Source organism: Burkholderia sp. Bp8963 (assembly GCF_003854275.1).
Lineage (GTDB): Bacteria > Pseudomonadota > Gammaproteobacteria > Burkholderiales > Burkholderiaceae > Burkholderia.
The window spans coordinates 202,475-227,693 of record NZ_QTQP01000004.1 but is presented as its reverse complement, the minus strand read 5'-3'; the positions used below and the strand labels follow the sequence as shown (position 1 = coordinate 227,693).

Genomic DNA, 25,219 nt, shown 5'->3' with positions numbered 1-25,219 from the left:
TGATGTGCCGCGCGTCGATGCTGGCCGGATTCCCCCATCCTGCCCCCACCCCGGTCAAACAGACGCGCTCCAGCGCCGGCTCCGCCCGCCGGCGGTATACTCGCGGCCCGTTTTTCCGTCACCCGGGCATAAGGGGAAACGGCGCGGGGAACAGCGCAGGCCACGGCGATCGCCCACCCTCCCGATGCCACCCACCCATTGTCATTGCGTGCGCCGCGAAGTGCCATTGACCGAATGGCCGATTGTGGCCCGCGCTTCGGCATGGCACGATCGTTCGCAATCATCGCCCCTGCGCCGGCCCACTTTCTGGAGACGCCATGACCCAGTCCAATCGCCCCCTGGCACCGCTCGACGTCGACGCACTGCTGGCCGCGCTGCCTGGCCGCATCGCCGACGTCCCTGCGCACTGGGCCGCTCGCGCGCCCGATCATCCGGCGCTGATCGAGGACGCGCGCGGCCTGTCGTATCGCGACCTGTCGCAGGCGGTCGACGCGGCCGCCACGCAACTCGCGGGCCTCGGCGTGCGCGGCGGCGACCGCATGATGATCGTCGCTGAAAACTGCGTCGCGCAGATCGTGCTGCTGTTCGCGGCAGCCAGGCTCGACGCGTGGGCGCTCGTATCGAACGCGCGGCTGTCGGCTGCCGAACTCGATGCGATTGCCGCGCATGCGCGCCCGAAGCTGATCGCGTTCACCGACGACGCATCGCCGGACGCACGCGCACACGCGGCCCGGCACCACGCGAGCCCGGCGCCCGCGCTCGCGATCGACATCGGCGCGTGGTCGTACCACATCGATGCGGACGCGCCCGGCGAACCGGTCGCCGCCGATAGCGCCGCGCAATGCGCGGCACTGATCTACACGACCGGCACCACCGGTACGCCGAAGGGCGTGATGCTGTCGCACCGCAACCTGCTGTTCATTGCGGCGACGTCGAGCACGCTGCGCCGCGTGTCGCCCGACGACGTCGTCTACACGGTGCTGCCGGTATCGCACGTATATGGCCTCGCGTCGGTCTGCCTCGGCAGCCTGTATGCGGGCGCGACCTTGCGCCTCGCGCCGCGCTTCTCGCCGGAGGCCGTGCGCGTGGCGCTCGCCGACGAAGACATCACGATCTTCCAGGGCGTGCCCGCGATGCACGCGAAGCTGCTCGAGCACCTGCGCACGCACGGCCACGCATGGCACGCACCGCGCCTGCGGTTCGCCTATTCGGGCGGTTCGCCGCTCGACGCCGACCTGAAGGCGCGCGTCGAACGGATCTACGGCGTGCCGCTGCACAACGGCTACGGAATGACCGAGTGCAGCCCCACGATCACGCAGACGCCGCTCGATGCGCCGCGCGGCGACTGCTCGGTCGGCACGCCGATTCCAGGCGTCGCGATGCGGATCGTCGGGCCGGACGGCCGTGACGTGCCGCACGGCGAAGTCGGCGAGATCCAGGTGCGCGGGCCGAACGTGATGCTCGGCTATTACCGCAATGCGGACGCGACGCGCGCGGCCGTCACGCCGGACGGCTGGCTGAAGACGGGCGACCTCGCGCGGCAGGATGCCGACGGCGCGGTGACGATCGCCGGACGCAGCAAGGAGCTGATCATCCGCTCGGGGTTCAACGTGTATCCGGTCGAGGTCGAGCAGGTGCTGAACGCGCATCCGGACGTCGTGCAGGCGGCCGTCGTCGGCCGCGCGGTCGAAGGCAACGAGGACGTGCTCGCGTTCGTCGAGCTGGTGCCGGGCGCGGCGACCACCGAAGCCGCGTTGCACGACTGGTGCGCGGCGCGCCTCGCGCCGTACAAGCGGCCCGCGCGCATCCGCGTGCTCGATGCGCTACCGGCCGCGTCGACCGGCAAGGTGCTCAAGCACAAGCTGCGCGACCTCGCGTGACGCACGCGGCCGCGCTCCCGCGCGCTATCCGCGCGGGTGGTGGTGCGCGTGCAGCGTCCTCAGGCGCTCGCGCGCGACGTGCGTATAGATCTGCGTCGTCGAGATGTCGCTGTGGCCGAGCAGCAACTGCACGACACGCAGGTCCGCGCCGTGGTTCAGCAGATGCGTCGCGAACGCGTGCCGCAACGTGTGCGGCGACAGGTGCGCGCGCACGTCGGCCCGCTGTGCGTGGCGCTTGATGATGTTCCAGAATTGCTGGCGCGTCATGCCGTCGCCGCGCGCGGTGACGAACAGCGCATCGGCCGCGCGCGCGCCGAGCAGCGCGGGCCGCGCGTTGCGCAGGTAGCGCTCGATCCAGCCGTGCGCGACTTCGCCGAACGGCACGAGCCGCTCCTTCGAGCCCTTGCCCATCACGCGCACGACGCCTTCGTTGAGCCCCACCTCGACGGTCTTCAGCGTCACGAGCTCGCTCACGCGCAGCCCGCTCGCGTACATCAGCTCGAGCATCGTGCGGTCGCGCAGGCCGAGCGGCGTGTCGATGTCCGGTGCGCCGAGCAGCGCCTCGACCTGCGCTTCGGACAGCGTCGACGGGAAGCGCGCGCCCTGCTTCGCAGACGTGACGCGCAGCGTCGGGTCCGCATTCGCGCGGTGCTCGCGCACGGCCCAGCCGTAATAGCGACGGAACACCGACAGCCGCCGGTTCGATGACGTCGCCTTGCCGTCGCTGCGCGCGGCGATGTAACCCTCGACCATCGCTTCGTTCACGGCATCAAGGGACGCGTCGTGGGTCGCCGCGAGCCACTGCGAAAACAGAGTCAGGTCGCGTCGGTATGCATCGAGCGTATTGCGCGCGAGACCGTGTTCGAGCCACAACGCATCGCAGAATATGTCGATCGACGCGCGGCTCGCGAGCAGCGCGGGCGAAGCCGCAGCCTCGGCCTCGGCTGTTACGCCTGCGGTTTCGGGGGAAAGCAGCGAATCGCTCATTGGTATGGCACGCCTTCGTGCGCGAGCAGCCAGCGCTTCACCTTGAGGAAGTAGCCGTCGCCGTCGTGGTTCGCAAAGCCGCCGATGCCGCCCGACGCGACGACGCGGTGGCACGGAATCACGAGCGGGAAATAGTTCGCGCCGCACGCCTGGCCGACTGCGCGCGGCGCACTGCCGATCTGCTTCGCGACCTGGCCATAAGTCAGCACGGTGCCGGGCGGGATCTCGCAGATCGCGTCCCACACGCGGTGCTGGAACGCGGTGCCGACGTCGGCGAGCGGCAGGTCGAAGCTCGCCGACGCGCGCTCGAAATAGCGCTCGATCTGCTCGACCGCGCGCTTCGCGAGCGGCGTATCGGGATCGACGCACTTCACCGATTCGGGCAGATAGACGATCTCGCGCACCACCGACCCATCCGTGCGTATGCCGACCTTGCCGAACGGCGCATCGATCACTGCATTGAACATTGCTGCCTCCTCATGCTTCGCACTCCGGCCCTATACCATTCGAACAATCCGAAAAGAACCACAGGCAGCTGTCCGCCCGCATTGTCAACGAACTGCGGCCAACCGAGGCCAGCCGCGGCGGCCAACTGCGGCTGCCCATTGCGTCATCCGGCGCAACTGCAGACAACGCCCGCCAACCCATGACGCCGACCAACCAGACGACCGCAGCCGCCCGATCGCACCGTCACTGTACGCTCCCTTCATGCGGCCCGCAGCGCCCATTCGACGTGCTCGCGCACGAGCGGCGACGGGTCGTCCGCACGCGCGCGCAAGGCGGCGACGATCGCATCGCGCGCGTCCGGTGCAAGCCGCTCCGCGGGCACGCGCAGCGCATTGCCGAGGCCGACCGCGAGATTGCGCAGCCAGCACGCGTAGCCGATGCGCCGGATCGCGCTGCCCTGCATCCGCGTGTCGAACTCGTCCGCGCTCCAGCCGAACAACTCGACGAGCGTCGCGCGATCGAGCCCGTGCCGCACATCGAAATCGGCGACGGGCGCGGCCTGCGCGAACTTGTTCCACGGGCACACGAGCTGGCAGTCGTCGCAGCCGTACACGCGGTTGCCGATCATCGGCCGCAGCGATTCCGGGATGCTGCCTTTCAACTCGATCGTCAGGTACGAGATGCAGCGCCGCGCATCGACGCGATACGGCGCGACGATCGCGCCGGTCGGGCACGCCGCGAGGCAGCGCGTGCAGCTCCCGCAATGCGCGCCCGGCGTTTCGGGGGCCGTATCGGGAGCGGTCTGCGCATCGGTCGGCAACGGAATGTCGACGTAGATCTCGCCGAGGAAGAACAGCGAACCGGCGTCGCGCTGCAGCAGCAGCGTATGCTTGCCGCGCCAGCCGACCCCGGCCTTCTGCGCGAGTTCGACCTCGAGCACGGGCGCCGAATCGGTGAACACGCGATAGCCGAACGCGCCGATCTCGCGCTCGATGCGCTCGGCAAGTGTCTGCAGGCGATTGCGCAGCACCTTGTGATAGTCGCGGCCGCGCGCATAGATCGACACGACGGCGGCCTGCGGATCGTCGAGCCGGGCCTGTTCGCGCGCGCGCCAGTCGCGCGGCGCGGCGGCGCCGCGATGCGGGTCGTCCGGCATGTCGTTCGCGAGCGTTTCGGCCGGCAAATACGCGAGACGCGCGGAGATCACGCGTCGCGTACCGGCCACAAGTTCGGCCGGCCGCGCGCGTTTCATCCCATGTTTCGCCATATAATCCATCTCGCCGTGGCAACCGGCTTCCAGCCAGGCGGCGAGCCCCGCTTCGGCGTCCGAGAGATCGGTATCGCTGATGCCGATCGCCCCGAAACCCAATTCGCGCCCCCACGCCCTGATGCGCGCGGCGAGCGCAGTCAACGCCGCATCGTCGAGCACGCACGGCGTCGCGCCTTCGTCATGTGTCGAGGGCAGATCGGATGCGGCGAGTTCCGGTAATCGGTTCATCGCACTATTTTACGAGAATGCCAGCCACGCCAAGCCATACGTCTCATGCCGCCACGCTGCCCGCCCCGCTCGCGGAACGCGTGTTCGCGCTCGCCGACGAAGCGGCGACCGAGGCCTTCGGCGCGCGCTTCGCGCTTGCGCTCGATGCAGCCCGCGTCGAACTGACCCGCGCGCATGCGTTCGACGGCCTGCAGATCCAGCTCGACGGCGACCTCGGCGCAGGCAAGACGTCCCTCGTGCGCGCGATCCTGCGCGGCCTCGGCCATCGCGGCCGCGTGCGCAGCCCGACCTATACGCTCGTCGAGCCGTATGCGCTCGAACGCGACGATGGGGAACTCGAGGTCTATCACTTCGATCTGTACCGTTTCAACGATCCGGCCGAATGGTCCGATGCCGGCTTTCGCGAATATTTCAACTCTAGCGCGATCTGCCTCGTCGAATGGCCGCAACAGGCGGGCACGCTGCTCGGCGTGCCCGATCTGGTCTTCTCGCTCGACGTGGACGGCGACGGCCGCGCCCTCACCGTCCGGGCGTACAGCGCTTCAGGAAAGGCATGTCTCGAAAGATGTTGATCAAACCGTTCCGCTCGATCGAATCGGCGGCCACCGCGACGCATAACTGGCGGCGCCGGCAGATCCTGCGCGCGGGCGCATCGACGCTCGTGCTCGGCCTCGCGGTGCCGCGGCTCGCGCTTGCATCGTCGGTGCTCGGCGTGCGGGTGTGGCCCGCGCGCGATTACACGCGCGTGACGATCGAATCCGACCAGCCGCTGCAGAATACCCAGCAGCTGCTGCAAGGTCCGGACCGGCTCGTCGTCGACCTGAACGGGCTCGACCTCGACCAGGCGCTGCGCGATCTCGTATCGAAGATCGCGCCGAACGATCCGCAGATCCAGTCGGTGCGCGTCGGCCAGTATCAGCCGCACGTCGTGCGGATGGTGTTCGACCTGAAGGGTTCGGTGAAGCCGCAGGTGTTCACGCTGCCGCCCGTCGGCACGTACAAGTACCGGCTCGTGTTCGACCTCTATCCGGCCGTCCCGCCCGATCCGCTGACCGACCTGATCGCGCAGACGGAACGCAAGGAACAGCAGCTCAACGAAGCGACGCGCGCGCAGCAGGTGCAGCCGCCGACCGCGCTGAGCGGCCCGACGCCGCCGCCCGTCGCGAGCCACGACAACAGCGACGCGTTCTTCCAGCGCTTCGCGCAGAACACCCCCGGCACGCCCGCGCCGCGCCCGGCCCCCGGCACGCCGGCCGCACCTGCCGCACCGACGAAGCCCGCGGTCAAGCCGCCGCCCGTCATCGCACGCAAGGACGACGACGACGAAGGCGACGACACCTACAAGTTCACCGCGCCAAAATCCGGCAAGGGCGGCACCGTGCGCCTCCTGACGGTCGCGATCGATCCGGGCCACGGCGGCGAGGATCCCGGCGCGATCGGCGGCGGCGGCACGTACGAGAAGCACGTCGCGCTCGACATCGCGAAGAAGCTGCGCGCGAAGATCGATGCCGCGCCGAACATGCGCGCGATGATGACGCGCGACGCCGACTTCTTCGTGCCGCTCAACGTGCGCGTGCAGAAGGCGCGCCGCGTCGGCGCCGACCTGTTCGTGTCGATCCACGCGGACGCGTTCACGACGCCGTCCGCGCGCGGCTCGTCGGTGTTCGCGCTGTCGGACCACGGCGCATCGAGCGCCGCGGCCCGCTGGCTCGCGAACAAGGAGAACGCTTCGGACCTGATCGGCGGGATCAACATCAAGACCCAGGACGCCGCGGTGAGCCGCGCGCTGTTCGACATGTCGACGACCGCGCAGATCCGCGATTCGCTGCGCTACGGCAACTACGTGCTGAAGGAAGTCGGCGGCATCAACAAGCTGCACAAGGGCTCGGTCGAGCAGGCCGGGTTCGCGGTGCTGAAGGCGCCCGACATCCCGTCGATCCTCGTCGAGACCGCGTTCATCAGCAACCCGGAAGAAGAAAGCCGGCTCAACGACGACAGCTATCGCGACCAGATGGCCGACGCGATCTTCCGCGGCATCAAGCGCTATTTCGCGGCGAACCCGCCGCTCGCGAAGAACCGGATGGCCTGACGGCCAGCGCCTCTCCCGCGCGCCGCACGCTTCGCGGCCGGCGCGCGCGGTCACGACACTGCGAAGCGGCGCACCAGCTTGCCGCCGAACACGTTCACCGCGAGCCCGCCCATCACGAGCGCCGCACCGCTCAACTGCGCGCGCGTCAGGTGTTCGTCGAGCAGCAGTGCCGACGACGCAAGGCCGACGATCGGCACCAGCAGCGAAAACTGCGCGACCTGCGCGGCCGGATAGCGCGACATCAGGCGGCTCCACAGTCCATAGCCGAGCAGCGTCGCGACGAACGCGAGATAGACGACTGCGAAGATCGACGCGCCCGTCAGTGCGCCGAGCGCGGCCGCGATCCGCTGCGGCCCCTCGAACCCGAGCGACAGCAGGAAGAACGGCACCGGCGGCACGAGGCTCGCCCATACGACGAGCGATACGAGGTTCGCCTGCCCCACCTTCTTCGTCACGATGTTGCCGAACGCCCACATCGCGGCCGAGCAGATCGTCAGCAGGAAGCCGGCGAGCGTCATCGCGCGGCCGCCCTGCGACGCGATCACGACAAGCCCGCCCGCGGCAATCGCGAGCCCGATCAGGTTCTGCACGCGCAACCGCTCGCCGAGGAACACCATCGCGAACACGAGCGTGAAGAACGCCTGCGACTGCAGCACGAGCGACGCAAGGCCGGCCGGCATCCCGACGTACATCGCGGTGAACAGGAACACGAACTGGCCGAGCTGGATCGTCGCGCCGTACAGCACGAGCAGCCGCCACGAAATCTGCGGCCGGCGCACGAAGAATACGGCCGGCACCGCGGCGAGCGTGAAGCGCAGCGCGCCGAGCAGCATCGGCGGCATGCCGTGCAGACCGACCTTGATCACGACGAAATTCACGCCCCATGCCAGGATCACGACCAATGCCAGCAGCAGGTCCTTCGGCGCCATCATCTCCGTCTCCTTTTCATCTGTTTTTCTGAAGGCGGTCAGTGTACCGGCGTTTGACGGGCAACCCGGATTCCCGCGCGCGCGGCATGGAATCGCAGCCGGCACCGTTGCGACGCGGGTTCTACCGCAAGAATCGGGCAAAAACCGGGCAAAAACCTGGCAAGAACCATGCACACGCTGCACGCCGCACGCGGCGCGAATGCCGTGCGTCGCATCACGCGCAGCGGACCGGGCGCCAGTACAATGACCGGGATCTCCGGAGCCTCGACAGGACCTGCCATGACCGATTCCATCAAAGCGCTGCTGAAACCGCACATCCGCGACATCGGCAACCTGCAGGTGCGCCGCACGCTGCCCGCGCTCGCCGCGCGCCTCGTCGGCCCGTTCATCTTCTTCGATCACATGGGCCCCGCGACGCTGCCGGCCGGCACGGGCCTCGACGTGCGCCCGCATCCGCATATCGGACTCGCGACCGTCACCTATCTGTTCGAGGGCGCGATCCTGCACCGCGACAGCCTCGGCTCGCTGCAGGAGATCGTGCCCGGCGACGTCAACTGGATGACGGCCGGGCGCGGCATCGTCCATTCCGAGCGCACGCCCGACGCGCTGCGCGAGCGCGGCCACACCGTGCACGGGATCCAGACCTGGGTCGCGCTGCCGCTCGCGCATGAAACCGACGAGCCGTCGTTCGAGCATCATGAAGCCGCAACACTGCCGAAACGGACCGAGGACGGCGTGTCGCTGACGGTGATCGCCGGCGACGCGTTCGGCCTGCGCTCACCCGTCACCACGTTCTCGCGCACGCTGTACGTCGCTGCGGAATTCGCGGACGGCGGCCGCCTCGCGCTCGACGCGTCGCACGACGAGCGTGCGGTCTATCTCGTCGAAGGCGACCTCGCGATCGACGGCACGCCACTCGAACCTACGCAGATGGCCGTGCTCGCGCCGGGCGCGACCGTCACGCTGACGAGCGGCGCCGGCGCACGCGCGATGCTGCTCGGCGGCGACCGGCTCGACGGCGAGCGCTTCATCGACTGGAATTTCGTCGCGAGCAGCCGCGACGCGATCGAGCACGCGAAAGAAGCCTGGACGCGGCAGGAAATGGGCAAGGTGCCGGGCGAGACCGAGTGGATCCCGCTGCCCGAGCGCAAGCCGCGTTGAAAAACGCGCGTGCCGCCCCCACCCTGACGACATCCGAACTGAAGAGGACGACATGGACACCACGCTTGCCACTTTCGAAAAAGACGTCATCGAGGCGTCGCTCGACACGCCCGTGCTGGTCGACTTCTGGGCGCCGTGGTGCGGCCCCTGCAAGACGCTCGGCCCGCTGCTCGAAAAGCTCGAAAGCGACTATGAGGGCCGCTGGAAGCTCGTGAAGGTCAACGTCGACGAGAACCAGGAACTCGCCGCGCATTTCCAGACGCGCAGCATTCCGCACGTGATCGCGTTCGCCGACGGGCGCCCGGTCGACCAGTTCATCGGCGTGCTGCCCGAAGGGCAGCTGCGCGCGTTCCTCGACCGGCTGCTGCCGGCGCCCGAGGAAGCCGAGCGCCGCGCCGCGCAGCTCGCGGCGGAAGAGGGGCGCTTCGACGACGCGCGCGCCCACCTCGAAGCCGCGCTCGCGCTGAACCCCGGCTTCGACGATGCGCGGCTCGACCTGATCGAACTGCTGCTCGCGGGCAACCACGTCGATGCCGCGCGCGCGGAAACCGAGCGCCTGTCGCCGCAGACCGTGCAAAACGGCGATCCGCGCCTGCAGGCGATCCAGACCCGTTTCGACGCGCTCGCGGCGACCGCGGACCTGCCGCCGACCGACGCGCTCGAGGCCCGCATCGCCGCGAACCCGGCCGACCTCGACGCGCGTTTCGATCTCGCGCAGAGCCTGATCGCGCGCCGCGCTTACGAAGGCGCACTGGAGCAGTTGCTGGAAATCGTCGTGCGCGATCGCGCGTACGGCGACGACCTCGGCCGCAAGACGATGATCTCGGTGTTCGAACTGGCGGGCGAGCGCCCGGACCTCGTCGCCGTGTGGCGACGCAAGCTGAGCATGGCGCTCAACTGAACGTGGCCGGCGGGCGCAACCGGCGCTCGCCGCGTCACCCGTTCATTGCGCGGCGGCCCGCGCCGCAATCGCCCGCAGCGCATGCGCGGCGGCCGCGAAGCCGAAGCTCGCGGTCACGCATACGCTCGAGCCGAAGCCCGCGCAGTTGAGCCCCGCGACGTGCGCGGCCGCGGACGGCTCCGCGCCGTCCTCGATATCGCAGGCGGCCGCTTCCGGGTAGATCAGCGGTTCGTCCGAATACACGGCGCTCACCTTGAAGCGCGCCTTCGGCCCGCGCGGAAAGCCGTGCTGCTTGCGCAGTTGCGCACGCACCTTCGACAGCAGCGGATCCTGGATCGTCAGCGCGAGATCGTCGATCCGGATGCGCGTCGGGTCGAGCTGCCCGCCCGCGCCGCCAACCGTCACGAGCGGCTGCCCTTTCGCGACGCACCACGCGATCAGCGCGACCTTCGTGCGCACGCTGTCGATCGCGTCGATCACGTAGTCGAAGCCGCCGCCGAGCAGCGCGTCGAAATTGTCGGGCTCCGCGAAATCCTCGATCCGGTTCACGCGGCACGCGGGATCGATCAGCGCGATCCGCTCGGCCATCGCGTCGACCTTCGGCTTGCCGAAATTGCCGTCGAGCGCATGGATTTGCCGGTTCGTATTGCTTTCCGCGACGTTGTCGAGATCGACGAGCGTCAGCTGGCCGACGGCGCTGCGCGCGAGCGCCTCGGCCGTCCACGAACCGACCCCGCCGATTCCGATCACCGCGACATGCGCGCGCTCGAACGCGGCGAGCGCCGGCGCGCCGTACAGGCGCGCGATGCCGCCGAAACGCCGCGCGCGATCCACGTCAAGCTGATTCGGCAGGCTCGGGGTAAGATCAGAGGTTAACGGAGCGACGTCGGTGGGAGGCATGGCGGCAAGGAAAGCGTAAGTCGTGCAGCCCTGTATTTTGCCTGATATCCCCGCCCCTACGTGCCACTGTGCACGCACGTTTCTTCCTCCTTCGCTATACTGGCCCCAGATTGAAGCGTTTGCATAACATGACGACACTCGCCGATCTCCGCATCAACTACTCGCGTGCTTCGCTCGACGAAGCCGACGCCGCCCCGAGCCCCTTCGCCCAGTTCGACCGCTGGTTCAAGGAGGCGCTCGCCGCCAAGCTCCCCGAACCGAACACGATGACGCTCGCGACCGTCGGCGAGAACGGCCGTCCGTCCGCACGGATCGTGCTGATCAAGGCCGTCGACGAGCGCGGGTTCGTCTTCTTCACCAATTACGAAAGCCGCAAGGGCCACGACCTCGCGGCCAATCCCTACGCCGCGCTGCTGTTCTACTGGATCGAGCTCGAGCGCCAGGTGCGCATCGAAGGCCGCATCGAGAAGACGAGCGCCGAGGAAAGCGACCGCTATTTCGCGTCGCGCCCGCTCGGCTCGCGGATCGGCGCATGGGCGTCCGAACAGAGCGCGGTGATCGACAACCGCGCGCTGCTCGAGGCGCGCGAACGAGAGATCAGCGCGCGTTATGGCGACGACCCACCGCGGCCGCCGCACTGGGGCGGCTACCGCCTCGTGCCCGACACGCTCGAATTCTGGCAGGGCCGCCCGTCTCGGCTGCACGACCGGCTGCTGTACACGCGCGACGCCACAGCGCCGCACGGCTGGACGATCTCGCGCCTGTCGCCGTAAGCGGCGTGCGGGCGCGCGGCGCGGCCGCCGATCGTGTTTCGTGTTGCATCCGGGCGCCCGGTAACGAATGGGCGCCGGTCAAGAAACTAGGCTGTATTCGATTCAACGAACTACGGAGATTCCAAATGTTCTGGGAAAAGAAGCTGGCACAGTGGGCGGACGATGTACGGGCCAAGGCGAACATTCCGGCGCGCCTCGTCTTGTGGAACGGCGATCAACTCGATTTCGGCACGTTCACCGCGCCGCAGGTCACGCTGAAGGTCAACAGCGCGTCGGCGCTGCCGCTCTTGCTCGACCCGAGCCTCGACAACCTCGGCGAGGCATACGTGCAGGGCAAGATTGACATCGAGGGCAAGCTCTCCGACATCATCAACATCAGCTACTCGCTCGCACGCAGCACGGTGACGACTGCGAGCAAGCTCGCGCGCGTGAAGCGTTACTTCAATCACACGAAGAACACCGACAAGAAGGCGATCCAGTATCACTACGACGTCTCGAACGAGTTCTACCAGCTGTGGCTCGACGAAAACATGGTCTACTCGTGCGCGTACTTCGAGAACGGCGACGAGGATCTCGCGACCGCGCAGATCAAGAAGATCGACCACATCCTCACGAAGATCCAGCTGCAGCCGGGCCAGCGCCTGCTCGACATCGGCTGCGGCTGGGGCGCGCTGGTGCTGCGGGCCGCGAGCAAATTCGGCGCGCAGTGTCTCGGCGTGACGCTGTCGCAGAACCAGTTCGACCTCGCGACCGCGCGCGTGAAGGCCGCGGGGCTGCAGGACAGGATCGAGATCCGCCTGCAGGACTACCGCGAGATCGACGGCCAGTTCGACCGCATCACGAGCGTCGGGATGTTCGAGCACGTCGGCCGCAAGAACCTGGCGCTCTACTTCTCGCGCGTTCATGACCTGCTTGCCGACGAGGGGATCGCGATGAACCACGGCATCACGTCGACCGACGCGGAGAGCGGCGAAACGGCGCTCGGCGGCGGCGAGTTCATCGACCGCTACGTGTTCCCGGACGGCGAGCTGCCGCACATCAGCCTCGCGCTCGAAGCGGCGCAGCGCGGCGGGCTCGAGGCGATTGACGTCGAAAGCCTGCGGCGGCACTATGCGCGCACGCTCGACATCTGGACCGAGAACTTCGAGGCGAAGGCCGAGGAAGCCAGGCGGCTCGTCGACGACGAAAAATTCCGCATCTGGCGCGTGTATCTCGCCGGCTGCGCGTATGCGTTCGAGCACGACGACGTGTCGATCTTTCAAATCGTGTGCCGCAAGGCCGGGCAGAGCGCGAAAACGCTGCCGTGGTCGCGACGCTATATGTACGAACACGCGCTGCCGCGCTAGGCGGCGCTTCACACACGGCATGCATGGGTGACGGCAGCACGCGGCGCAACACGCCGCCGGGACGGCAGCAACGCGATGATGCGGACGGGACGCCCGCCGACGGACAGTTCGCCCTGTTCGGCGCGGCGCCCGATGATCCGCCGCCCGCACCGAAGCAAGGCAAGCGCCGGCGCGGCGTGCCGCCCGCCCCGATCGCGCCCGACGTCGCAGCCGCTGCGGCCGGGCTGCCGCCGAACGTGCGGCTCGGCACGTCGTCGTGGTTTTTCCCCGGCTGGAACGGCATCGTCTACGACGGCGACTTCGCGCAGACCAAGCTGTCGCGCGAGGGGCTCGAAGCGTACGGCGCACATCCGCTGCTGAAGAGCGTCAGTCTCGACCGATCGTTCTACGGGCCGCTATCCGTCGCCGACTATTTGCGCTACGCGCAGCAGGTGCCCGACGACTTCCGCTTCGTCGTGAAGGCGCCGGCATCGGTTACCGACGCGGTCGTGCGCGGCCACCGCGGCGAACCGTCCGGGCCGAATCCGACCTTCCTCGACGCGCAGCTCGCGACCAATGAATTCGTGCGACCGTGCCTCGACGGGCTCGGCCGGAAGGCAGGCGTGCTGGTGTTCCAGTTCTCGCCGCTGCCCGACCGGCTGCTCGCGGATCCCGCCGCACTGATCGAGCGGTTGTCCGCATTCTTCGCGGCGCTGCCGCCACTGCCGCCCGAACCGGACGGCCCGCGGTACGCAATCGAGATCCGCGACGCATGCCTGCTCACGCCGCGCTTCATCCGCGCGCTCGCGGCGCTCCGCGTGCGCTATTGCGTCGGCCTGCACGCGCGGATGCCCGACCCGCTGCGGCAGGCAGCCGCGCTCGCACTGCTCGACGGCGACGCACCGGGCCCGCTGATCGTGCGCTGGAGCCTGCACGGCGGCTTCAAGTACGAACAGGCGAAAGCGAAATACGAGCCGTTTGACCGGCTCGTCGACGAGGACCCTCACACGCGCACGGCACTCGCCGATCTGGCCGCGCGTTATGCGCTGGCCGGGCAGCCCGTGATCATCACGATCAACAACAAGGCGGAAGGTTCGGCGCCGCTGTCGTGCATCGCGCTCGCGCGCGAGATCGCCGCCGCGTGCGCGCAATTGCGCAGCGAGGCGGCGTAGCGCCTGGCCACGCCGCGGCCTGCTCCGCCGCCCTGCCGGCACAATCGGTCGAGGCGCGACTGACAACGCTCGCTCGGGCGTCAACGACGCCCGAGCACCAGCCGCTCAAGTGCCTCACGCGCCGCGCGACGACTTCAGCCGGTGCGCGAACTTCTGGCGGAATTTCGCGAGCTTCGGCCCGATCACGACCGCGCAATAGCCCTGCCCCGGATTGCGCGCGTAGTAATCCTGGTGATAGTCCTCGGCCGGCCAGTAGTTGCCGTCCAGCGGCACGACCTGCGTGACGATCGGCGCCGAAAAGACCTGTTCGCGCTCCAGTTCGCTGATCACGTCGAGCGCGACGTCGCGCTGCGCGTCAGAATGCGTGAACACGACCGACCGGTATTGCGTGCCGGTGTCGTTGCCCTGCCGGTTGAGCTGCGTCGGGTCGTGGGTCGCGAAGAAGATCTCGAGGATCTCGCGATAACCGATGCGCGCCGGATCGAACGTCACGTTGACGACTTCCGCGTGGCCGGTGTCGCCATCGCACACGTCGCGGTAGCCGGGGTTGCGCGTGTGGCCGCCCGCGTAGCCGGACTCAACGGCCGTCACGCCGTCGACATCGAGAAACACCGCTTCCGTGCACCAGAAGCATCCGCCACCCAGCGTTGCAACTTCAGTCATCGTGTTCACCTTAAAATGAAATGCCTGCCCTCGGGAAGGTCAGGAAGGGGAAAGTGGCTCCCTTCCCGGATCAAGGGTTCGAAAGCTGGCCGAACAGGCGCGGGAGCCAGACGCCACTGACTGTATCTTCGGCCGCTTCGGTCGAAAACAAGCGGCGACACGCCGCGCGGAATAGAAAGCTTCGGGGTGCCGCGACGTAATAAATACGCCGATCGGCGCGTGCATGCATGATAACTGTGTCACAGAACAAGAAATGGCCAGTCCCCAAAACGACCTGCCCGTGCTCGCCGCAAGGCCGAATCGGTCGCAACGGAAAAGTTGATTCCGCAGGCCTTCAACGACGCGTTGCGTTCGGCGTCGCCGCGCTGCCGCACGGCTCACGTCGTCATGCATTCTCGACTACACTGACGTCACGCCCGGCGGCGAACGACGCGCATCCGTTCCGCCGGGATATTCGACACATGCCGCACCCTGCTCCACCGCCGTCTGTTGCAACAGCGCGCTGGCTGCTTCAACGAATCTCCTTCGCGTTGCCGACTCGATCGAGTCATCGCCTGACGGCGGCAATGTTGCGCCAGTACCGGCCGACCGCTGCCGGTTTTCGAGACGCACATCAACTGTTTCGCTGTTCGCTCGCTGTTTGCTCGCTGTTTGCTGAAAGGCACCGACCGTCTCGCGCGCGAGCGCGCCGGTTGCCGGCAGTTCCGCTCGGCCGGAACGGCAGCATCGTCCGGCCGTTTCACATGACAAACGGGCGCCCGTCCCCGACGCTTGCGCACCGTGAAAGTCAATCATTTCCGAGGGCCTTACCATGACCATGCGGCCTGATCCGACGTTTCACGCATCGCCGGAACTTGCGATGCGCGCCCCTGCCGAAACCTTCGCGTACACGCTGTTGCTCAGCCCGGACTTCTCCCGGCCCGATGCGCTCGCCGTCATCGACGTGAAGCCCGGTTCGCCGACCTACGGCAGGATCGTGCATACGGTGACGATGCCGAACACCGGCGACGAGTTCCATCACTTCGGCTGGAACGCGTGCTCGTCGGCGCTGTCGCCGCTGACCGGCCACGCGTTCCTCGAACGCCGCTACCTGATCATCCCGGGCCTGCGCTCGTCGCGCGTGTACGTGATCGATACGCAGCCGCATCCGACCCAGGCGCGCATTCACAAGATCGTCGAGCCCGACGAGATCTTCCGCAAGACCGGCTATTCACGGCCGCACACCGTGCACTGCGGGCCCGAGGGCATCTACGTCAGCACGCTCGGCGGCGGCGGGAAGGACGGCACGGACGGCCATCCGGGCATCTTCATCATGGATTGCGAGACCTTCGACGTGCTCGGCCGCTGGGAAATCGATCGCGGCCCGCAGGACAAGCACTACGACTTCTGGTGGAACCTGCCGCGCGACTACATGGTGTCGAGCGAATGGGCGCTGCCGCCGCAGTTCGAGAACGGCATCGTTCCGGAGGACCTGCTCGCGAACCGGTACGGGCACCGGCTGCACTTCTGGGATCTGCGCGCGCGGCGCAACGTGCAGACGATCGATCTCGGCGCGCAGCACCAGATGGCGCTGGAGGTGCGACCCGCGCACGATCCGGTCCGCGAATACGGATTCGTCGGCGTCGTGGTCGATACGACGAACCTCGAAGGCTCGATCTGGACCTGGTGGCGCGAAGACGGCCAGTTTCACATCGAGAAGACTGCGACGATCCCGGCCGAGCCCGCGTCCGCAGACCAGTTGCCGCCATTGCTCAAATCGTTCGGCGCGGTGCCGCCACTCGTGACCGACATCGACCTGTCCCTCGACGACCGGTTCCTGTACGTGTCCTGCTGGGGCACCGGCGAAATGCGGCAGTACGACGTGACGGATCCGCGCCGGCCGAAGCTGTCGGGATCGGTGCGCATCGGCGGCATCGCGCAGCGCGCGCCGCATCCGAGCGGCCGCGCGTTCGCGGGCGGTCCGCAGATGGTCGAGATCAGCCGCGACGGCAAGCGGGTCTACTGGACCAACTCGCTGTACTCGACCTGGGACGACCAGTTCTACCCGGACGGCGTGCCAGCCGCGCAGGTGATGGCGCATGCGGGGCCCGACGGCGGCCTGACGCTCGCGCACGACTACTGGGTCGACTTCCCCGACGGCTATCGCGCGCACCAGATCCGGCTCGAAGGCGGCGACTGCTCGACCGATTCGTTTTGCTATCCGTCGGTGCGATCTTGAACGTCGGAAGCCACGTGCAGATCGGCCTCTGGGCGGCAGTGCTCGCGAGCGGTCTCTACCACGGGCTGAATCCCGCGATGGGGTGGCCGCTCGCGGTGTCGAACGCGCTGATGGCGAGGAGCGGCCGCGCGCTGGCCGCTGCGCTCGGCTATCTCGCGTGCGGGCATGCGCTCGCCGTGTTCGCGGTAACGCTGCCGTTCGGGATGCTCGCCGCGCTGCTCGCGTGGCAGACCGCGATCCGGATCGGCGCGAGCGTGCTCGTGATCGGCTTCGGCGCCGCGCTGCTGATCCGGCGGCGCCACCCGCGCGCGCTCGCGCGGATCCCGCCCGCGCGGCTCGGGCTGTGGTCGTTCGCCGTGGCGGTCGCGCATGGCGCCGGGCTGATGCTGGTGCCGATCTATCTCGGCCTGTGCGGGATCGACGTCGATCCCGCGCAGCGGGCCGCGACCGCGCTCGTCGGCGCCCATCTGGGCATGGCGCTCGCCGTCGCGGCCGCGCATGCCGCCGCGATGATCGCGGCCGGCGGGTTGCTCGCGTGGCTCGTCTACCGCTACCTCGGGCTGCCGTTCGTGTCGCGCAGCTGGTTCAACCTCGATCGGCTCTGGGCGACGAGCCTGATGCTGATCGGCGCGCTTTCGCTGGGGCTCGGGGCCGCGGGCTAGCTGCCGGCGGCCGCGCGGTGCGTCGCCCACGCACTACGGTGCGGGCCGGTGCGCGACCGCGCCGGCCTGCCGCTGCCGGCGCACCGGCCCGCCGCGCGCGATTCCGCTAAAATCGGGCCATTCGTCCCATTTGCCAGACTGACCGCCTTGTCGCCTTTCACCCGCATCGCCCGTTTCCCCCGCTGCGCGCCCGGCGCGCACGCGCCGCTCCGGAAGGCCGCCCGATGATCCGCGCGACCCCGCCGAATTTCGATGTCGCCGCATTCCGGCAGGCGCTTGGCCAGTTCGCGACCGGCGTGACCGTGATCACGACGCGCGCGCCGTCTGGGCAACTGATCGGCATCACCGCGAGTTCGTTCAATTCGGTCTCGCTGGATCCGCCGCTCGTGCTGTGGAGCCTCGCGCACAAGTCGGCGTCGATGCCCGTGTTCCGCAGCAACAGCCATTACGTCGTCAACGTGCTCGCGGCGTCGCAGATCGACCTGTGCAAGCGCTTCTCGACCTTCAAGGGCGACCGCTTCGAAGGCATCGCGCACGCGGCCGGCAATTCGGGCATGCCGGTGCTCGACGGCGCGATCGCGTGGTTCGAGTGCCATAACCGCAGCCGCTACGACGAAGGCGACCACGTGATCTTCGTCGGCGAAGTGGAGCGCTGCGGCGTCAACCCCGATGCGGGCGCCGCCGCGCCGCTCGTGTTTCACGGCGGCGCGTTCCACGGTCTCACACCGCTTTGATCGCGCCGGTGCGCGCCAGCACGACCGGCGCGCCCGCCTCGTCCTTCAGCGTCTGCAGCACGATGTTCGAGCGGATGTCCATCACGCCCGGCGCCTTGTACAGCCGGTTCAGCACGAAATCGGAATAGTGCTTGAGGTTGTGCGCGAGCACCCGCAGCAGGTAGTGGCTCTCGCCCGTCACGACGAACGCGCCAACCACCTCGGGCCATTCGCGCAACTCCTCCGCAAACCGCTCGTGCCATTGCGTCTGCTCGTTGCGCATCGACACCTGCACGAACGCCTCCAGTTCGAATCCGAGCTTCTCGCGGCTCAGGCACGCGCGGTAGTGCTCGATCACGCCCTGCTCCTCCAGCAGGCGCATGCGCCGCAGGCAGGCCGATGGCGACAGCGAAATCCGCTCCGCCAGATCGAGGTTGCTGATTCTGCCCTCCTCCTGCAGTACCGCGAGAATACGGCAGTCGGTGGCGTCGAGCGTGATCGCATGCATTTTTGGTCCCCGTTTTCCCTGTGATTCGAATTATCTGCCAATCTGGCGGTTTGTCCATGTCTATTTCGCAAGCACTTTCTGCGAGCGTCCGCCTATCATGCGAAGCATTGATTCGCTGATTCGTCATGCCATGGACACACTCTGGGACATCTCGCCGCCCGTCGCCCCCGCCACCCCCGTGTGGCCGGGCGACACGCCGGTCACGGTCGAACGCGTCTGGCGGATGGAGGCGGGCTCGCCCGTCAACGTCGCGCGCCTGACGCTGTCGCCGCACACCGGCGCGCACACCGACGCGCCGCTCCATTACGACGCCGATGGCGCGCCGATCGGCGCGGTGCCGCTCGACGCGTACCTCGGCCCGTGCCGCGTGATCCACTGCATCGGCGCGTCGCCCGTCGTCACCCCGGCGGATATTGCGGCGGCGCTCGACCGCGTGCCGCCACGCGTGCTGCTGCGCACCTATGCGCAGGCGCCCGCCGCGCAATGGGATCCGGATTTCTGCGCGGTCGCGCCCGACACCATCGACCTGCTTGCCGCACACGGCGTGAAGCTGATCGGCATCGATACGCCGTCGCTCGATCCGCAGGAATCGAAGACGATGGACGCGCACCACCGCATCCGCGCACACCGGATGGCGATCCTGGAAGGCATCGTGCTCGACGACGTGCCGGCCGGCGACTACGAACTGATCGCGCTGCCGCTCAAGCTCGGGACGCTCGACGCGAGCCCCGTGCGCGCGGTGCTGCGCGCGCTGCCCGGCCGCGCCGCCTGAATCCACGACACACGACACACAACAACCCGAGACATCATGATCAAGACCCGTGAAGACGCGCTCGCACTCGACCGCGACGACCCGCTTGCCCAACTGCGCGACCAGTTCGCGCTGCCCGACGGCGTGATCTACCTCGACGGCAACTCGCTCGGCGCGCAGCCGCGCGCGTCGGCCGCCCGTGCGCAGCAGGTGATCGGCGCCGAATGGGGCGACGGCCTGATCCGCAGCTGGAACACCGCCGGCTGGTTCGCGCTGCCGCGCCGCCTCGGCGACAAGCTCGCGACGCTGATCGGCGGCGCGCCTGACGAGACCGTCGTCACCGACACGATCTCGATCAACCTGTTCAAGCTGCTGTCCGCGATGCTGCGCTACCAGGCCGAACGCGCGCCCGAGCGCCGCGTGATCGTGTCGGAGCGCTCGAACTTCCCGACCGACCTGTACATCGCGCAAGGGCTGATCGCGCAGCTCGGCGGCGACTACGAACTGCGCCTGATCGACGATCCGGCCGACCTGCCCGACGCGCTCGGCGAGGACACCGCGGTCGCGATGATCACGCACGTGAACTACCGCACCGGCTACATGCACGACATGCCGGCCGTCACGCAGCTCGTGCACGACGCGGGCGCGCTGATGCTGTGGGATCTCGCGCACTCGGCGGGCGCGGTGCCGGTCGACCTGAACGGCGCACGCGCGGACGGCGCGGTCGGCTGCACGTACAAGTACCTGAACGGCGGCCCCGGTTCGCCGGCGTTCGTGTGGGTGCCGAAGCGCCATCACGCGCATTACTCGCAGCCGCTGTCCGGCTGGTGGGGCCACCGCGCGCCGTTCGCGATGCAGCCCGAGTTCGCGCCCGATCCCGGCATCGCGCGCTTTCTGTGCGGCACGCAGCCGATCGTGTCGATGTCGATGGTCGAATGCGGGCTCGACGTGTTCCTGCAGACCGACATGCACGCGATCCGCCGCAAGTCGCTCGCGCTGACCGACGCGTTCGTCGCGCTCGTCGAAGCACGCTGCGAAGGCCACGCGCTGAAGCTCGTCACGCCGCGCGCGCATCACCAGCGCGGCTCGCAGGCAAGCTTCGAGCATCCGCACGGCTACGAGGTGATGCAGGCGCTGATCGCGCGCGGCGTGATCGGCGACTACCGCGAGCCGCATGTGCTGCGCTTCGGCTTCACGCCGCTCTATACGCGCTTCGTCGACGTGTGGGATGCCGTCGAGACGCTGCGCGACATCCTCGATACCGGCGCATGGAAGGCGCCCGAGTTCGCGACGCGCGGCGCGGTGACCTGACCGGCCGGCCGGCGCGTGCGATGCGCGCGCGCCGGATTGCGCGGCACGGGCCGAGCGCCCGCGCACACCTGTCATTCAATCCTGGAGAAAGTCGTGAATTCTGGTCATATGCAGCCGCCCGGCGACGACGCGCCGGCGGGCTGCCCGTTCTCGGGCGCGCGCACCGCAACCCCTGCGCACGAAGCGTCGCACGTGCCGGGCGATGCCGGCGAAACCGCCGGCTGGCACAACGCACAGCTCGATTTCTCGAAGTCGATGAGCTACGGCGACTACCTGTCGCTGCAATCGATCCTGAACGCGCAGCATCCGCTGTCGCCGGACCACAACGAGATGCTGTTCATCATCCAGCATCAGACGAGCGAGCTGTGGATGAAGCTTGCGCTGTTCGAGCTGCGCGCGGCGCTCGAAGCGGTCCATCGCGACGCGCTGCCGCCCGCGTTCAAGATGCTCGCGCGCGTGTCGCGGATTCTCGAGCAGCTCGTGCAGGCGTGGAACGTGCTGTCGACGATGACGCCGTCCGAGTATTCGGCGATGCGGCCGTATCTCGGCCAGTCGTCGGGCTTCCAGTCGTACCAGTACCGCCAGCTCGAATTCCTGCTCGGCAACAAGAACCCGCAGATGCTGCAGCCGCATGCGCACCGGCCGGACATCCTCGAACAGGTGCGCGCGACGCTCGAGGCGCCGTCGTTCTACGACGAAGTCGTGCGCCTGCTCGCGCGGCGCGGTTTTCCGATTGCGCCGTCGCGGCTCGAACGCGACTGGACGCAGCCGACGCTGCACGACGACACCGTCGAGGCCGCGTGGCTCGAGGTGTACCGGCATCCGCAGCAGCACTGGGAACTGTACGAGATGGCCGAGGAACTCGTCGATCTCGAGGACGCGTTCCGCCAGTGGCGCTTCCGGCACGTGACGACCGTCGAGCGGATCATCGGCTTCAAGCAGGGCACGGGCGGCACCAGCGGTGCGCCGTATCTGCGCAAGATGCTCGACGTCGTGCTGTTCCCCGAACTCTGGCACGTGCGGACGACGCTGTAACCGGCCCCGCGGGCGCGGACGCACTGCCGCACCGCACCATCGAAATCCTGCCGCCGCGCCTTGACTTTCGCTCGTCCCGATACGATCATTCGCTCACACGAAGAGCAAATGATCGTATCGTAGTCGCCCGCGATCACCCTTATATGGGACCCAGGCAAGCGCCAACGCGCCAACCTGGGCCGACCGCGAAGCATGGGGCGCAAGTAAGCGCTAAAGCGCTAACTTGCGCCGACAGGAGACACTGGATGAGTGAATCGCCCTCCCCCCGCGCGCCCGTGCTGCTGCACATCGGCGCCGGATCGTTCCACCGTGCGCACCAGGCGTGGTACCTGCATCGCGTGAATGCGGCCGTGCCGCCGGCCGAGCGCTGGTCGCTGACCGTCGGCAACATCCGCGACGACATGCGCGCGACGATGGACGCGCTCGCCGCGCAACACGGCGCGTACACGCTCGAGACGGTCACGCCGGACGGCGAGCGCGCGTACGAGACGATCCGCGCGATCACGCGCGTGCTGCCGTGGTCGGCCGATCTCGCCGCGCTGATCGATGCGGGCGCCGACCCCGCATGCCGGATCGTGTCGTTCACCGTCACCGAAGGCGGCTACTACCTCGACGAACACAACCGCCTCGACATCGCGAACCCCGACCTCGCGGCCGACCTGCAAGGCGCGCGCACGACACTGTACGGCGCGCTCGCGGCACTGCTCGCCGAACGGATGACGCGCGGCGCTGGCCCGCTCACGCTGCAGAGCTGCGACAACCTGCGCAGCAACGGCGCGCGCTTTCGCGCAGGAATGCGCGAATTCCTCGAAAGACGCGGCGCACGCGAACTGCTCGCATGGTTCGATGCGAACGTCGCGTGCCCGAGCGCGATGGTCGACCGCATCACGCCGCGCCCGACCGGCGACGTGCGCGAACGCGTGCGCACGGCAACCGGCTTCGACGACGCGTGCCCGGTGATGGGCGAATCGTTCATCCAGTGGGTGATCGAGGACCGCTTCGCGGCCGGCCGCCCGCAGTGGGAACGGGCGGGCGCGGAACTCGTCGACGACGTGCATCCGTACGAGGAAGCGAAGATCCGCATCCTCAACGCGACCCATAGCTGCATCGCGTGGGCCGGCACGCTCGCGGGTCACACGTACATCCATGAAGGCACGCACGACGCGGCGATCCGCCGCTTCGCGCACGACTACGTGACGCAGGACGTGATCCCGTGCCTGAGCCCGAGCCCGCTCGACCTCGCGCGCTATCGCGACGTCGTGCTCGAACGCTTCGGCAATCCGTACGTGCTCGACACCAACCAGCGGGTGGCCGCGGACGGCTTTTCGAAGATTCCCGGCTTCATCGCGCCGACGCTCGCCGAATGCGTCGCGCGCGGCATGGCGCCCGTCGCGACCGCGGTGCTGCCCGCGCTGTTCCTGCGCTTTCTCGAACGCTGGGCGCGCGGTGCGCTGCCGTACGCGTACCAGGACGGCGTGATGGACGAACACGCGGCACGCGCGATCGTCGGTGCGGGCGACCCCGTCGTCGCGCTGTGCGCGGACCGCCAGTTGTGGGGCTCGCTCGCCGGCAGCGCGGCGCTGTTCGAAGCCGTGCGCGCCGGGCTCGCGCGCGTCGATGCGTGGCTCGCGCCACGCTGACGGCGCCCGCAAGCAGCCGCCGCGCGTCGGGTCAAACCGGCATTGGCATGCGCGTACCCGCGCGGCTAAAGTAGCGGCTCCTCACTGACGGAACGGATCGCACATGTATCTCGGCATCGACCTCGGCACCTCGGAAGTGAAGGTGCTGCTGCTGGCGCCGGACGGCACGGTCGTCGGCACCGCGGGCACGCCGTTTGCCGTGTCGCGCCCGCACCCGCGCTGGGCCGAACAGCATCCGGACGACTGGTGGCGCGGCACGCTCGCCGCACTCGCCACGCTGCGCGAGCGTCATCCACACGCGTTCGCACAGGTGCGCGGGATCGGCCTGTCGGGCCAGATGCACGGCGCGGTGCTGCTCGACCGCGCCGATCGCGTGCTGCGTCCCGCGATCCTGTGGAACGACATGCGCAGCGCCGACGAATGCGCGCTGCTCACCGAACGCGCGCCTGCCCTGCACACGCTCGCCGGCAATCTCGCGATGCCCGGCTTCACCGCGCCGAAGCTGCTGTGGGTCGCAAAGCACGAACCCGACGTGTTCGCGGCGACGGCCTGCGTGCTGATGCCGAAGGACTACCTGCGCTTCAGGCTGACGGGAGCGAAGGTGTCCGATCCGTCCGATGCGGCCGGCACGCTGTGGCTCGACGTCGGGCGCCGCGACTGGTCCGACGCGCTGCTCGCCGCGTGCGGGATGACGCGCGCGCAGATGCCGCGCATCGTCGAAGGCAACGCGCCGTCCGGCACGCTGCGCGCCGACGTCGCGCGCGAACTCGGATTGCCGGAAGCGGTGGTCGTCGCGGGTGGCGGCGGCGACAACGCGACGAGCGCGCTCGGCATCGGCGCGACCCACGCCGGCGACGGCTTCGTGTCGCTCGGCACGTCGGGCGTGCTGAGCGTCGTCGGCGACCGCTTCATGCCGAACCCGGCATCCGCGGTGCACGCGTTCTGCCATGCGATTCCGGACCGCTGGCAACAGATGAGCGTCGTGCTATCGGCGGCGAGCTGCCTGCGCTGGGTGTGCAAGCTGACGGGCACCGACGAGCCGGCGCTGCTCGCGGAAATCGAGACGCTCGACGCGGGCACGCTGGCGACGGCGCCGCTGTTCCTGCCGTACCTGTCCGGCGAGCGCACGCCGCACAACGATCCGTATGCACAAGGCGTGTTCTTCGGGATGACGCACGCGACCGAGCGCGCGCATCTCGGCTACGCGGTGCTCGAAGGCGTGACGCTCGGCCTCGCGGACGGCTTCGATGCGCTGCACGCGGCGGGCGTCGAAACCGGCGCGCTGTCGCTGATCGGCGGCGGCGCGCGCAGCGCGTACTGGGCGCAGCTGATCGCCGACGCGCTGAACGTGCGCACCCGCCAGCACGGCGGCGGCGAGACGGGCGCCGCGCTCGGTGCCGCGCGGCTCGGCTGGCTCGCGGTCGGCGGCGATCCGCAAGCCGTGCTGACCAAGCCGCCCGTGCGCGCCGAATACACGCCCGACACCGCGCGCCACGCGGCGCTGCGCGAGCGCCTGACGGCCTTCCGCGCGCTGTACCGGCACGTGCGCCCGCTCTACGAGCCGTCGCGCGCGCGGCTCGCGTGAGCGGCGCCGCGCGGCGCCTCGCGGCCTTGGCCGACAGGTGAACCGGCCCCACGCGGCGAGTGCGGTACAGT

Annotated in this window: 24 protein-coding genes; 16 read left to right on the top strand and 8 right to left on the bottom strand. The window is 68.7% G+C overall.

Going from position 1 to position 25,219, the window contains the following annotated elements:
• The first annotated feature begins 317 nt into the window (after positions 1–317).
• Positions 318–1,880 (top strand): class I adenylate-forming enzyme family protein, encoded by a 1,563-nt coding sequence (locus tag DID96_RS05580; protein WP_124598260.1) that lies wholly within the window; start codon positions 318–320, stop codon positions 1,878–1,880.
• Between the two features lie 24 nt (positions 1,881–1,904).
• Here the strand turns inward: DID96_RS05580 and xerD are convergent, their stop codons facing one another.
• The 3 genes from xerD to queG all read right to left on the bottom strand — a co-directional run bounded on the left by xerD (position 1,905) and on the right by queG (position 4,812).
• Positions 1,905–2,867 carry a site-specific tyrosine recombinase XerD gene (xerD, locus tag DID96_RS05575; protein ID WP_124598259.1) on the bottom strand — a complete coding sequence of 321 codons (963 nt, stop codon included), beginning with the start codon at positions 2,865–2,867 and terminating at the stop codon, positions 1,905–1,907.
• The gene (locus DID96_RS05570; RefSeq protein ID WP_124598258.1) at positions 2,864–3,334 is read right to left on the bottom strand and encodes a methylated-DNA--[protein]-cysteine S-methyltransferase; all 471 of its coding nucleotides are present in this window, start codon (positions 3,332–3,334) and stop codon (positions 2,864–2,866) included. Before DID96_RS05570 ends, xerD begins: the two co-directional genes overlap by 4 nt.
• Positions 3,335–3,573: 239 nt before the next feature.
• Entirely contained in the window at positions 3,574–4,812 is a 1,239-nt protein-coding gene (gene queG, locus DID96_RS05565; protein WP_124598257.1) for a tRNA epoxyqueuosine(34) reductase QueG, read from the bottom strand.
• A gap of 17 nt (positions 4,813–4,829) precedes the next feature.
• On the opposite strand from queG, the gene tsaE reads away from it, so the two are divergent.
• Both tsaE and DID96_RS05555 read left to right on the top strand, forming a co-directional pair.
• Positions 4,830–5,384: a tRNA (adenosine(37)-N6)-threonylcarbamoyltransferase complex ATPase subunit type 1 TsaE gene (gene tsaE / locus DID96_RS05560; protein ID WP_124598256.1), complete on the top strand. Its 555-nt coding sequence runs from the start codon at positions 4,830–4,832 to the stop codon at positions 5,382–5,384.
• Complete coding sequence (locus DID96_RS05555) at positions 5,366–6,901, top strand: N-acetylmuramoyl-L-alanine amidase (RefSeq protein ID WP_124598255.1); 1,536 nt, start codon at positions 5,366–5,368, stop codon at positions 6,899–6,901. Before tsaE ends, DID96_RS05555 begins: the two co-directional genes overlap by 19 nt.
• A gap of 50 nt (positions 6,902–6,951) precedes the next feature.
• Here the strand turns inward: DID96_RS05555 and DID96_RS05550 are convergent, their stop codons facing one another.
• On the bottom strand, positions 6,952–7,830 hold the full coding sequence (locus DID96_RS05550; RefSeq protein WP_124598292.1) for an EamA family transporter: 879 nt from the start codon (positions 7,828–7,830) through the stop codon (positions 6,952–6,954).
• Between the two features lie 279 nt (positions 7,831–8,109).
• On the opposite strand from DID96_RS05550, the gene DID96_RS05545 reads away from it, so the two are divergent.
• Both DID96_RS05545 and trxA read left to right on the top strand, forming a co-directional pair.
• On the top strand, positions 8,110–8,991 hold the full coding sequence (locus DID96_RS05545) for a pirin family protein (protein ID WP_124598254.1): 882 nt from the start codon (positions 8,110–8,112) through the stop codon (positions 8,989–8,991).
• A gap of 52 nt (positions 8,992–9,043) precedes the next feature.
• Entirely contained in the window at positions 9,044–9,892 is an 849-nt protein-coding gene (trxA, locus tag DID96_RS05540; protein ID WP_124598253.1) for a thioredoxin, read from the top strand.
• Between the two features lie 42 nt (positions 9,893–9,934).
• Here the strand turns inward: trxA and tcdA are convergent, their stop codons facing one another.
• Positions 9,935–10,792 carry a tRNA cyclic N6-threonylcarbamoyladenosine(37) synthase TcdA gene (gene tcdA / locus DID96_RS05535; RefSeq protein ID WP_124598252.1) on the bottom strand — a complete coding sequence of 286 codons (858 nt, stop codon included), beginning with the start codon at positions 10,790–10,792 and terminating at the stop codon, positions 9,935–9,937.
• Between the two features lie 128 nt (positions 10,793–10,920).
• Here tcdA and pdxH point away from each other — a divergent pair, with 128 nt between their 5' ends.
• From pdxH to DID96_RS05520, 3 genes are all read left to right on the top strand, one after another.
• On the top strand, positions 10,921–11,565 hold the full coding sequence (gene pdxH / locus DID96_RS05530; protein ID WP_124598251.1) for a pyridoxamine 5'-phosphate oxidase: 645 nt from the start codon (positions 10,921–10,923) through the stop codon (positions 11,563–11,565).
• A 125-nt stretch (positions 11,566–11,690) separates the two neighbouring features.
• The gene (locus DID96_RS05525) at positions 11,691–12,911 is read left to right on the top strand and encodes a cyclopropane-fatty-acyl-phospholipid synthase family protein (RefSeq protein WP_124598250.1); all 1,221 of its coding nucleotides are present in this window, start codon (positions 11,691–11,693) and stop codon (positions 12,909–12,911) included.
• A 23-nt stretch (positions 12,912–12,934) separates the two neighbouring features.
• Entirely contained in the window at positions 12,935–14,062 is a 1,128-nt protein-coding gene (locus DID96_RS05520) for a DUF72 domain-containing protein (protein WP_124598249.1), read from the top strand.
• Between the two features lie 114 nt (positions 14,063–14,176).
• Here the strand turns inward: DID96_RS05520 and msrA are convergent, their stop codons facing one another.
• Positions 14,177–14,725: a peptide-methionine (S)-S-oxide reductase MsrA gene (gene msrA, locus DID96_RS05515; protein ID WP_124598248.1), complete on the bottom strand. Its 549-nt coding sequence runs from the start codon at positions 14,723–14,725 to the stop codon at positions 14,177–14,179.
• A 399-nt stretch (positions 14,726–15,124) separates the two neighbouring features.
• Positions 15,125–15,520 carry a hypothetical protein gene (locus DID96_RS05510; protein WP_124598247.1) on the bottom strand — a complete coding sequence of 132 codons (396 nt, stop codon included), beginning with the start codon at positions 15,518–15,520 and terminating at the stop codon, positions 15,125–15,127.
• Between the two features lie 16 nt (positions 15,521–15,536).
• Between DID96_RS05510 and DID96_RS05505 the strand changes: the two genes are divergently transcribed.
• The 3 genes from DID96_RS05505 (at position 15,537) to DID96_RS05495 (ending at position 18,339) form a co-directional block, all read left to right on the top strand.
• Complete coding sequence (locus DID96_RS05505) at positions 15,537–16,943, top strand: selenium-binding protein SBP56-related protein (RefSeq protein ID WP_124598246.1); 1,407 nt, start codon at positions 15,537–15,539, stop codon at positions 16,941–16,943.
• The gene (locus DID96_RS05500) at positions 16,940–17,605 is read left to right on the top strand and encodes a hypothetical protein (protein WP_124598245.1); all 666 of its coding nucleotides are present in this window, start codon (positions 16,940–16,942) and stop codon (positions 17,603–17,605) included. The genes DID96_RS05505 and DID96_RS05500 overlap by 4 nt, the downstream gene beginning before the upstream one ends.
• Before the next feature lie 224 nt (positions 17,606–17,829).
• Positions 17,830–18,339 (top strand): flavin reductase family protein, encoded by a 510-nt coding sequence (locus DID96_RS05495; protein ID WP_124598244.1) that lies wholly within the window; start codon positions 17,830–17,832, stop codon positions 18,337–18,339.
• On the opposite strand, the gene DID96_RS05490 is transcribed toward DID96_RS05495, so the two are convergent.
• Positions 18,326–18,826 (bottom strand): Lrp/AsnC family transcriptional regulator, encoded by a 501-nt coding sequence (locus DID96_RS05490; protein WP_124598243.1) that lies wholly within the window; start codon positions 18,824–18,826, stop codon positions 18,326–18,328. The genes DID96_RS05495 and DID96_RS05490 overlap by 14 nt on opposite strands.
• A gap of 130 nt (positions 18,827–18,956) precedes the next feature.
• Here DID96_RS05490 and kynB point away from each other — a divergent pair, with 130 nt between their 5' ends.
• The 5 genes from kynB to xylB all read left to right on the top strand — a co-directional run bounded on the left by kynB (position 18,957) and on the right by xylB (position 25,148).
• Positions 18,957–19,598 carry an arylformamidase gene (kynB, locus tag DID96_RS05485; protein WP_124598242.1) on the top strand — a complete coding sequence of 214 codons (642 nt, stop codon included), beginning with the start codon at positions 18,957–18,959 and terminating at the stop codon, positions 19,596–19,598.
• Between the two features lie 36 nt (positions 19,599–19,634).
• Entirely contained in the window at positions 19,635–20,888 is a 1,254-nt protein-coding gene (kynU, locus tag DID96_RS05480; protein ID WP_409333758.1) for a kynureninase, read from the top strand.
• Between the two features lie 108 nt (positions 20,889–20,996).
• Positions 20,997–21,923 carry a tryptophan 2,3-dioxygenase gene (kynA, locus tag DID96_RS05475; protein ID WP_124598291.1) on the top strand — a complete coding sequence of 309 codons (927 nt, stop codon included), beginning with the start codon at positions 20,997–20,999 and terminating at the stop codon, positions 21,921–21,923.
• 245 nt (positions 21,924–22,168) lie between these two features.
• Positions 22,169–23,563, top strand: a complete 1,395-nt coding sequence (gene dalD / locus DID96_RS05470) for a D-arabinitol 4-dehydrogenase (protein ID WP_124598241.1) — start codon at positions 22,169–22,171, stop codon at positions 23,561–23,563.
• Positions 23,564–23,666: 103 nt separating this feature from the next.
• Complete coding sequence (gene xylB / locus DID96_RS05465) at positions 23,667–25,148, top strand: xylulokinase (protein WP_124598240.1); 1,482 nt, start codon at positions 23,667–23,669, stop codon at positions 25,146–25,148.
• Positions 25,149–25,219: the final 71 nt, after the last annotated feature.

Bases quoted from the DNA above. Each gene is read 5' to 3' on its own strand.
- DID96_RS05580 (WP_124598260.1), top strand. From the start codon at position 318: ATGACCCAGTCCAATCGCCCCCTGGCACCGCTCGACGTCGACGCACTG.
- xerD (WP_124598259.1), bottom strand. From the start codon at position 2,867: ATGAGCGATTCGCTGCTTTCCCCCGAAACCGCAGGCGTAACAGCCGAG.
- DID96_RS05570 (WP_124598258.1), bottom strand. From the start codon at position 3,334: ATGTTCAATGCAGTGATCGATGCGCCGTTCGGCAAGGTCGGCATACGC.
- queG (WP_124598257.1), bottom strand. From the start codon at position 4,812: ATGAACCGATTACCGGAACTCGCCGCATCCGATCTGCCCTCGACACAT.
- tsaE (WP_124598256.1), top strand. From the start codon at position 4,830: ATGCCAGCCACGCCAAGCCATACGTCTCATGCCGCCACGCTGCCCGCC.
- DID96_RS05555 (WP_124598255.1), top strand. From the start codon at position 5,366: ATGTCTCGAAAGATGTTGATCAAACCGTTCCGCTCGATCGAATCGGCG.
- DID96_RS05550 (WP_124598292.1), bottom strand. From the start codon at position 7,830: ATGGCGCCGAAGGACCTGCTGCTGGCATTGGTCGTGATCCTGGCATGG.
- DID96_RS05545 (WP_124598254.1), top strand. From the start codon at position 8,110: ATGACCGATTCCATCAAAGCGCTGCTGAAACCGCACATCCGCGACATC.
- trxA (WP_124598253.1), top strand. From the start codon at position 9,044: ATGGACACCACGCTTGCCACTTTCGAAAAAGACGTCATCGAGGCGTCG.
- tcdA (WP_124598252.1), bottom strand. From the start codon at position 10,792: ATGCCTCCCACCGACGTCGCTCCGTTAACCTCTGATCTTACCCCGAGC.
- pdxH (WP_124598251.1), top strand. From the start codon at position 10,921: ATGACGACACTCGCCGATCTCCGCATCAACTACTCGCGTGCTTCGCTC.
- DID96_RS05525 (WP_124598250.1), top strand. From the start codon at position 11,691: ATGTTCTGGGAAAAGAAGCTGGCACAGTGGGCGGACGATGTACGGGCC.
- DID96_RS05520 (WP_124598249.1), top strand. From the start codon at position 12,935: ATGGGTGACGGCAGCACGCGGCGCAACACGCCGCCGGGACGGCAGCAA.
- msrA (WP_124598248.1), bottom strand. From the start codon at position 14,725: ATGACTGAAGTTGCAACGCTGGGTGGCGGATGCTTCTGGTGCACGGAA.
- DID96_RS05510 (WP_124598247.1), bottom strand. From the start codon at position 15,520: ATGATTGACTTTCACGGTGCGCAAGCGTCGGGGACGGGCGCCCGTTTG.
- DID96_RS05505 (WP_124598246.1), top strand. From the start codon at position 15,537: ATGACCATGCGGCCTGATCCGACGTTTCACGCATCGCCGGAACTTGCG.
- DID96_RS05495 (WP_124598244.1), top strand. From the start codon at position 17,830: ATGATCCGCGCGACCCCGCCGAATTTCGATGTCGCCGCATTCCGGCAG.
- DID96_RS05490 (WP_124598243.1), bottom strand. From the start codon at position 18,826: ATGCATGCGATCACGCTCGACGCCACCGACTGCCGTATTCTCGCGGTA.
- kynB (WP_124598242.1), top strand. From the start codon at position 18,957: ATGGACACACTCTGGGACATCTCGCCGCCCGTCGCCCCCGCCACCCCC.
- kynU (WP_409333758.1), top strand. From the start codon at position 19,635: ATGATCAAGACCCGTGAAGACGCGCTCGCACTCGACCGCGACGACCCG.
- kynA (WP_124598291.1), top strand. From the start codon at position 20,997: ATGCAGCCGCCCGGCGACGACGCGCCGGCGGGCTGCCCGTTCTCGGGC.
- dalD (WP_124598241.1), top strand. From the start codon at position 22,169: ATGAGTGAATCGCCCTCCCCCCGCGCGCCCGTGCTGCTGCACATCGGC.
- xylB (WP_124598240.1), top strand. From the start codon at position 23,667: ATGTATCTCGGCATCGACCTCGGCACCTCGGAAGTGAAGGTGCTGCTG.